Origin of the sequence: Streptomyces sp. WAC04114, assembly GCF_019733245.1 — a bacterium.
In the GTDB taxonomy this organism is placed as follows: domain Bacteria; phylum Actinomycetota; class Actinomycetes; order Streptomycetales; family Streptomycetaceae; genus Streptomyces; species Streptomyces massasporeus_A.
Genome location: NZ_JAIGQA010000265.1, coordinates 1 through 8,304, shown reverse-complemented (window position 1 = coordinate 8,304; position 8,304 = coordinate 1). Strand labels below are relative to the sequence as shown.

General features: G+C 72.6%; 4 protein-coding genes and 1 pseudogene. 3 read left to right on the top strand and 2 right to left on the bottom strand.

From position 1 onward, the window contains the following. The 3 genes and pseudogenes from K4G64_RS40840 to K4G64_RS37140 form a co-directional block, all read left to right on the top strand. Positions 1–98, top strand: a pseudogene (locus K4G64_RS40840) (DUF3027 domain-containing protein); the annotation flags it as partial. Between the two features lie 429 nt (positions 99–527). Continuing rightward, complete coding sequence (locus tag K4G64_RS37145; protein WP_221760285.1) at positions 528–3,656, top strand: sacsin N-terminal ATP-binding-like domain-containing protein; 3,129 nt, start codon at positions 528–530, stop codon at positions 3,654–3,656. A 238-nt stretch (positions 3,657–3,894) separates the two neighbouring features. Then, positions 3,895–4,803: a hypothetical protein gene (locus K4G64_RS37140; protein WP_221760284.1), complete on the top strand. Its 909-nt coding sequence runs from the start codon at positions 3,895–3,897 to the stop codon at positions 4,801–4,803. Positions 4,804–4,809: 6 nt separating this feature from the next. On the opposite strand, the gene K4G64_RS37135 is transcribed toward K4G64_RS37140, so the two are convergent. Then, positions 4,810–7,203 (bottom strand): cation-translocating P-type ATPase, encoded by a 2,394-nt coding sequence (locus K4G64_RS37135; protein ID WP_221760283.1) that lies wholly within the window; start codon positions 7,201–7,203, stop codon positions 4,810–4,812. A gap of 133 nt (positions 7,204–7,336) precedes the next feature. After that, on the bottom strand, positions 7,337–8,182 hold the full coding sequence (locus K4G64_RS37130; RefSeq protein WP_221760282.1) for a class I SAM-dependent methyltransferase: 846 nt from the start codon (positions 8,180–8,182) through the stop codon (positions 7,337–7,339). Positions 8,183–8,304 lie beyond the last annotated feature (122 nt).

Here is an 8,304-nt window from a genome sequence, read left to right as displayed (position 1 = left end):
GTGTCCGCGTCGACCCGTTCCCCCTCCGCCCGTCCTCGGACTCCGGCTCGGTGACCCCGACGGCGGACGCGGACACGGAGGAACTGGGCCACTCGTAGCCTCCGGCGGCTGAACCGGCCTGGGGGCGCCGCACGCTGCCGGGTCGTCGGCGTTCCGCCTGGCTCCGGGCTCGCGTCCGGTTGTGTCGCGGGCGTTCCGCCTGGCTCCGGGGCCCATGTCCGGCTGGCTGTGTCGCTGGCGTTCCGCCTGGCTCCGGTGCCTGCGCCCGTTCGCACCCCGACGGTTGATCGTGCCGAGGTCTTCGTGGTCCGGGCGGACCGGGGGCCGTGTCCGGTGGAGCGGTCGTCGTTGGCCCGGGGCCGGGTCCCCGCGTTGTCGGGTCACCGGTGGTCCGCCGGAGAAAGGGCCCCGGTGTTCCCCCCCCGTGTGCCCGGAAGGGCGGCCGCGGCCCGCGTCGGGCGGGCGGGCGGTCGGTGGGCCGCAGGCGGTACCTTCGTCCTCACGTCCACGAGGAGAAGGAACGGAACGTGAGCAGCAAGTTCGTGCGGCCCGCCGCCGAGGGGGCCGATCCGTTCGGTACCGCCCGTCTGCGGCGCGGTGTCCTCGACGCCTGGGCCACCAGCCCCGCCCGGTTCCGCGAGGACGCCAACGCCGAGGAGGACCTGGTCCTCGGCGGCTACCGGGACCGGCTCGTCGTGGAGCTCGCCCAGAATGCCGCCGACGCGGCGGCCCGGGCCGGTGTGCCCGGACGGCTGCGGCTCACCCTGCGCGACGGGGTGCTCGTCGCCGCCAACACCGGCGCCCCGCTGGACGCCGCCGGCGTGGAGTCCCTGTCCACACTGCGCGCCTCGGCCAAGCGGGACCCGCGCGACACGTCCTCCGTGGGCCGGTTCGGCGTCGGCTTCGCCGCCGTCCTCTCCGTCACCGACGAGCCCGCCGTCGTCGGCCGGCACGGCGGTGTGCGGTGGTCGCTCGCCGAGGCCAGGGCACTGGCCGCCGAGACTGCCCGGCACAGCCCCGGCCTCGGGGACGAGGTCCGGCGCCGGGACGGACACGTCCCGCTGCTGCGCCTCCCGTACGCCGCCGAGGGCACCGCACCCGCCCCGTACGACACCGCCGTCATCCTGCCGCTGCGCGACACCCCGGCCGCCGATCTCGCCGAGCGGCTGCTGCGGGCCGTCGACGACGCCCTGCTGCTCACCCTCCCCGGACTCGAAGAGCTGGTCGTCGAGATCAACGGGGAGAGCCCGAGGACCCTCACCCGCCGTACCGACGGTGCCTTCACCGTCGTCGACGACTCCGTCCACGGCGTCACCCACTGGCGCACCGCGGCGGCTCACGGCCCCCTCACCCCCGACCTCCTGACCGACCGGCCCGTCGAGGAGCGGCTGCGGCCCCACTGGTCCGTCACCTGGGCCGTGCCCGTGGACAGCGACGGCAGCCCGGCCCGGCCCCGCACCAGCGCGGTCGTGCACGCCCCCACCCCGAGCGACGAACCGCTCGGCGTCCCCGCGCTGCTCATCGCCTCGTTCCCGCTGGACTCCACCCGCCGGCACGCCGCCCCGGGCCCGCTGACCGACTTCCTCGTCCAGCGCGCGGCCGACGCCTACGCCGAACTCCTCGGCGACTGGCGCCCGGTGACCTCCGGGATCATCGACCTGGTGCCCGGCCCGCTCGGCAAGGGCGAGCTGGACGGCGCCCTGCGCCAGGCGATCCTCGACCGGCTGCCGCGCACTTCGTTCCTGCCCCCCGCCCTCCCTCCCCGCGAGGGCGACGACCTGCCCGATGCCCTGCGGCCCCGGGACGCCGAGATCGTCGAGGGCGCGGGCGCGGACACCGTGCGGGTCCTCGCCGAGGTGCTGCCCACGCTGCTGCCCGCCGGGCTGGAACGCCGCGCCGAGCTGCGGACCCTGGGCGTCGCCCGCGTCCCGCTGACCGACGCGATCGACCGGCTCGCCGGGCTGGAGAAGGAACCCCACTGGTGGCGCCGGCTCTACGACAGCCTGGCCGGGGTCGACCCGGACCGCCTGTCGGGACTCCCGGTCCCGCTCGCCGACGGCCGGACCACCATCGGACCCCGGCAGATCCTGCTGCCCAGCGTGGAGGCCGCCCGGATCGACCCCGAGGTGCTGGCCCGGCTCGGCCTGAAGGTCGCCCACCCGGACGCCGCCCACCCCATCCTGGAGAAGCTCGGCGCGCTGCCCGCGACGCCCCGGGCCGTCCTCACCACCCCGCAGGTCCGGGCCGCCGTCGCCGCGTCCCTGGACGACGAGGGCGGCGTGAACTGGGAAGAGGACGTCCTCGACGCCGACGAACTGGCCGACACCGTCCTCGCGCTGGTGCGGGACGCGGGTCTGGAGCCCGGCGACGAGCCCTGGCTCGGCGCGCTCGCCCTGCCCGACGAGGACGGTGAACCGGCCCCGGCCTGCGAACTCGTCTACCCCGGCAGCCCCTTCGCCCAGGTCATGCGCGAGGGCGAACTCGCCGCCGTGGACGCCGAGCTGGCCGACAAGTGGGGCGAGCAGCCGCTGGCCGCCTGCGGTGTCCTGGTGAACTTCGCGCTCGTCCGCGCCACCGACGTCGTCCTCGACCCGGATGAACTGGAGCCCCGCGAGGGCGACTTCGCCGAGCCCGACGACGCGGGCCTGCTGGACGCCGTCGACGTGTGGTGCGAGGACGTCCTCGACCGCTTCCCGGACAGCCCCGTGCCGCCGGTCGCCACCGAGATCGTCGCCGTACGGGACCTCGATCTCGTGGACGAGGACAAGTGGGCGCAGGCGCTGGCGCTGCTGTCCCGGCCGCCGCTCAGGGACGCCATCGTCCAGCCCGTGCGGATCCTGCTGCCGGACGGGACGCACGAGGTCGTCCGGCCCTACACCGCATGGTGGCTGCGCGGGAACCCGGTGCTCGACGGCCGCCGCCCGGCCGGTCTGCGCGCCGCCGGCGGTGACCCGCTGCTGCGCGGTCTCTACGACGAGGCCGACGCGACCGGGTTCGAGGACGAGCAGGTGCTGCGGGCGCTGGGCGTGCGGACGTCCGTCGCCGCGCTGCTGGACGAGCCCGGCGGCGCCGCCGAACTGCTGGAACGGCTCGCCGACCCCGAGCGCGAGGTGACGGGCACTCAACTGCACGCCCTGTACGGGTCGTTGGCCGAGCTGGACCCAGAGCAGGTTACCCTGCCGGACGATCTGCGGGCCGTCACCGACGGCCGGGTGGAGGTCGTGGACGCGGCCGACGCCGTGGTGTGCGACTCGCCCGACCTGCTGCCGTTCACCGAGGGCGTCCCGCTGCTTCCCGTACGGCCGTCGCGCGCCGCGGACCTGGCCGAACTGTTCCAGGTGCGGCGGCTGAGCGAGTCCGTCACCGGGAAGGTCACCTCCGAGGGCGCCGAGCACGACGTGCCCGAGCCGGTGCGGGTGCTCCTCGGCCGGAACACCCCGTCCTTCTACGTCGAGCACGAGGAACTCGTCGTCGACGGCGTGGAGATCGACTGGCGGCTCACCGACGACGGCGTCCTGCACGCCGCCACCCTGGAGGGCGTCGCCGCGGGGCTCGCCTGGGCGGCGGGGCAGTGGCCGCGACGCTTCGAGGTGGCGGCGCTCCTGGAAGACCCGTCCCGGACCGAGGAACTGGCACGGGACCGGTGGTTCGACTGAGCCGGTGGTGACGTGAGACCGAGCCGGTGGTGGCGTGAGACCGAGCCGGTGGTGACGTGAAGACTGAGCCGGAAGTGACGTACGACCGCTCGGGAAAAGTTCCGCACACATTTTTCACCCGTCGTACAACCATGCGCATCGCTGAGGAATCTGATCATGTGAGTCAACAGACTCCACGATCACTTGGGCCCCGAGAGCCGACGACGAGCACCGGGGCCCCTCTCCACCTGGAGAACGCATGCGTATCCGAGCCACCGTGGCCGCCGTCACCGGCGCCCTGGCCCTCTCCGCCCTCGCCGTGCCGGCCGCGCAGGCCGCGGAGCCGAAGGTTCCCGCGGACATCGCCGCCGCCAGCGAGGTCCTCCACGCCGACTCCGGCCGCTCGGCCTTCGTCGGTGCCGTGGACGGCGAGCCGACCGTCCTGAACGCGACCTTCTCCTCGGTCAAGGTCAACAACGGCAAGAACATCGCCGTCGGCACCACCAACGTGGTCAAGGTCCCCGTGTCCTTCACGCTGACCCACGGCAAGGAAGTGAACATCCACGCCGCGGACTTCTTCGCGGGCGTCGAGCTGTACCGCGGTGCCTCGTTCGAGGAGTCGATCTTCTACTTCGACAGCAACGACGCGACCTGCACGGACTCGTCCGCGACCGTCGCGAGCTGCAAGGCCACCGTCGAGATCGACCCGTTCGCGCTGCTGAACGAGGACGCCGGCTCCTGGAAGGCGGCGGCGTTCGCGGTCGCGTTCAACGGTGAGGACCCGGAGAACCCGAACCTGGACAACGTCGGCGTGAAGGTGCAGGACCCGACGAACTCCTTCAAGCTCCAGCGCTACTCGAAGCTGACGGTCAACGCCTCGCCCGAGCCGGTGAAGAAGGGCAAGACCATCACGGTCACCGGCAAGCTGTCCCGTGCCAACTGGGACGACAACAAGTACCACGGCTACACCAACCAGTCGGTGAAGCTGCAGTTCCGCAAGAAGGGCAGCGACACCTACACCACGCTGAAGACCATCAAGTCGAACAGCACGGGTGAGCTGAAGACCACGACCACGGCGTCGACCGACGGTTACTTCCGCTGGTCCTTCGCGGGCACGACCACGACCCCGGCGGTCAACGCCACGGGCGACTTCGTCGACGTGCAGTAAGTCCGGCTAGGCCGGGAAGCGGCGGTCCACCCACTTCCACGTGAATTCCAGGGTGGCCGCCGCCACCACCGAGATGCCGACCGCGGTCCACGGCATCGTCATCCCCACCAGCTTCAGCGCGAAGAAGTCCTGCAGCCACGGCACCACCAGCACCAGCAGGAAGGCGCCGCCCATCGCGGCGACCAGGGCGATCCGCCACCAGGTGTACGGCCGGGCGATGATCGCCAGCACCCACATCGAGATCAGGAACAGGGTGAGCGTCGCCGCACTGGTCTCCGCGTCCAGCGCCCCGGGCCCCGTGTAGTGCTCCCGGGCGAGCAGATACGTCGCGAACGTCGCCACCCCCGCCACGACCCCGCCCGGGATCGCGTACCGCATGACCCGCCGTACGAAGTTCGGCTTGGCGCGCTCCTTGTTGGGCGCGAGTGCCAGGAAGAACGCCGGGATGCCGATGGTCAGCGTCGACAGCAGGGTCAGATGGCGCGGCAGGAACGGGTACTCCACCTGCGAGCAGACCACCAGAACGGCCAGCAGCACCGAGTAGACCGTCTTGACGAGGAACAGCGTCGCCACCCGCGTGATGTTGCCGATGACCCGGCGCCCCTCGGCGACCACCGACGGCAGCGTGGCGAAGCTGTTGTTCAGCAGCACGATCTGCGCGACCGCCCGGGTCGCCTCCGAGCCGGAGCCCATCGCCACGCCGATGTCGGCGTCCTTCAGGGCGAGGACGTCGTTCACCCCGTCGCCCGTCATCGCGACGGTGTGCCCGCGGGCCTGCAGCGCGCCCACCATGGTCCGCTTCTGCTGCGGGGTGACCCGCCCGAACACCGTGCCGTCGTCGAGCGCGTCGGCCATGCCGTCCTGCTCGGCGGGCAGCCGCCGCGCGTCCACCGTCGTGCCGGACAGCCCGAGCTTGGCGGCGACCGCGCCGACCGACACCGCGTTGTCGCCGGAGATGACCTTGGCCCGGACGTTCTGGTCGGCGAAGTAGCGCAGCGTGTCCGCGGCGTCCGGCCGCAGCCGCTGCTCCAGCACGACCAGCGCGGTGGGCTTCGCTCCTCGCGTCACGTCGGGATCGTCCAGGTCCCGCGCGACCCGGACGAGCAGCAGCACCCGGAGGCCCTGCTCGTTCAGCCGGCCGGTCTCGGCCAGGGCCGGATCGTCGTCCGCGAGCAGCACGTCGGGCGCGCCCAGCAGCCACCGGCCGGTCCGCCCGTCGCCCTCGCTGAACACGGCGCCGCTGTACTTGCGGGCGGAGGAGAACGGCAGGGCCTCGGTGCAGCGCCAGCCGTCGACGGCCGGGTAGGCGTCGATGATCGCCTTCAGGGACGCGTTCGGGCGCGGGTCCGACGCGCCGAGCGCGCCGAGCACCTTCCGTACGTAGGTCTCGTCGGCGCCCTGGAGCGGGCGCAGCTCGGTGACGTCCATGCCGCCCTCGGTGAGGGTGCCGGTCTTGTCGAGGCAGACCGTGTCGACCCGGGCGAGTCCCTCGATGGCGGGCAGCTCCTGCACCAGGCACTGCTTGCGGCCCAGGCGGATCACGCCGATCGCGAAGGCGACCGAGGTGAGCAGGACCAGCCCCTCGGGGACCATCGGGACGATGCCGCCGACGGTGCGGGCGACGGAGTCGTCGAAGCCGCTCTCCTTCACGACCAGCTGGCTGATGATCAGGCCGATCGCGGTCGGGACCATCATCCAGGTGACGTACTTGAGGATGGTGGAGATGCCCGACCGCAGCTCGGACTGGACGAGGGTGAAGCGCGAGGCCTCCTCGGCGAGCTGGGCGGCGTAGGCCTCACGGCCGACCTTCGTCGCCTGGAAGGCCCCGCCGCCGGCCACCACGAAGCTGCCCGACATGACGTGGTCGCCGGGGTGCTTGACGACCGGGTCGGCCTCACCGGTGAGCAGCGACTCGTCGATCTCCAGCCCGTCCGCCTCGACGCAGACACCGTCGACGACGACCTTGTCCCCGGGCCCGATCTCGATCAGGTCGTCCAGCACGATCTCGGAGGTGCTGACCTGACCGGCCGCCCCGTCGCGGCGTACGGTCGGCCTGACCTCGCCGATCAGCGCGAGCGAGTCCAGCGTCTTCTTCGCCCGCCACTCCTGGACGATCCCGATGCCGGTGTTGGCGAGGATCACGAACCCGAACAGGCTGTCCTGGATCGGCGCGACCACCAGCATGATCAGCCACAGCACGCCGATGATCGCGTTGAAGCGGGTGAAGACGTTCCCCCGGACGATGTCGACGGTGGACCGGCTGCTGCGGACCGGTACGTCGTTGACCTGGCCGCGCTCCACCCGTTCGGCGACCTGAGCACCGGTCAGGCCGGTCTCGCGGGAGGTGACCGTCGCCGGCCGCGCGGAGTCGGGCCGGGCACCCGCGTCGAGATGCGTCATGCATTCGACGGTACGTGCGGATTTGCCGCTTCACCCGCTGAATGCGGCGAAGATCCGACCTGGGAGGGACGGACTTCGTGCCGTGGTCGTACGGCAGTTGTACGCCGTCGGACCCCGGTGCCACGCCCCGGTGTCAGTCCGCCCGGCGTGCGGTGAGCAGCAGGTACTCCCACTCCAGGACCAGCCCGCCCGAGCCCGTGCCGAGGTCGCCGTCGCGGGCGAGGTCCACCAGGGCGGCGTCCAGGGCCGCGACGCGTTCGGGTTCGCCGGCGATGTTCTTGTAGACGCTGATGGTCGGGCCGTAGCGCTCCTTGAAGTAGTCGCGGAACGCCTCGGGCGTCTCGAAGCGGTCGACCCGGACCGTGCGGCGCTCGGCACGGACGTCCGTGACCCGGTCGCCGAGGAGGGCGCGCACATGGTCCTCGTCCCCCCACAGCGGGGGCGGCTGCGCGCCGGGCGGGGGCGGGGGCGCGTACGGCTTCATCGTGGCGAACATCCGGCCGATGAACCCTTGCGGCGTCCAGTTCAGCAGCCCGATGGTGCCGCCGGGACGGCAGACCCGGGCGAGTTCGTCGGCGGCCTGCTGGTGGTGCGGGGCGAACATGACGCCGACGCAGGACAGCACGGTGTCGAACTCGGCGTCGCCGAACGGCAGGGCCTCGGCGTCGGCCTCCTGCCAGGTGAGGTGCGCGCCCTGCTTCTCGGCCGCCGCCCGGCCGGCCTCGAACAGCTCCGGCGTCAGGTCGGAGGACACCACGTCCGCACCGGCCAGGGCCGCCGGGATCGCGGCGTTGCCGGAGCCGGCGGCCACGTCCAGCACCCGCGTGCCGGGGCGTACCCCGCACGCCTCGACCAGGACCGCTCCCAGCTCCGGGATGACCTCGGCGGCCAGGGAGGGGTAGTCACCCTGGGCCCACATCGCCCGGTGTTTGGTCTTCAGGGCGCGGTCGGCCTCGGTCACGCTGTTCTGCATCGTCATCGCTGCGCTCCTCACCGATCGGACGGCGGTTTCGCGCCGACGGTTTTCGAGCGTTTCACCGCCATCTCCTGAGCGTAGGGAGGGGGCGGGCGCGTGTCTCGTCGGAGGGCGCGGGGCCGTGC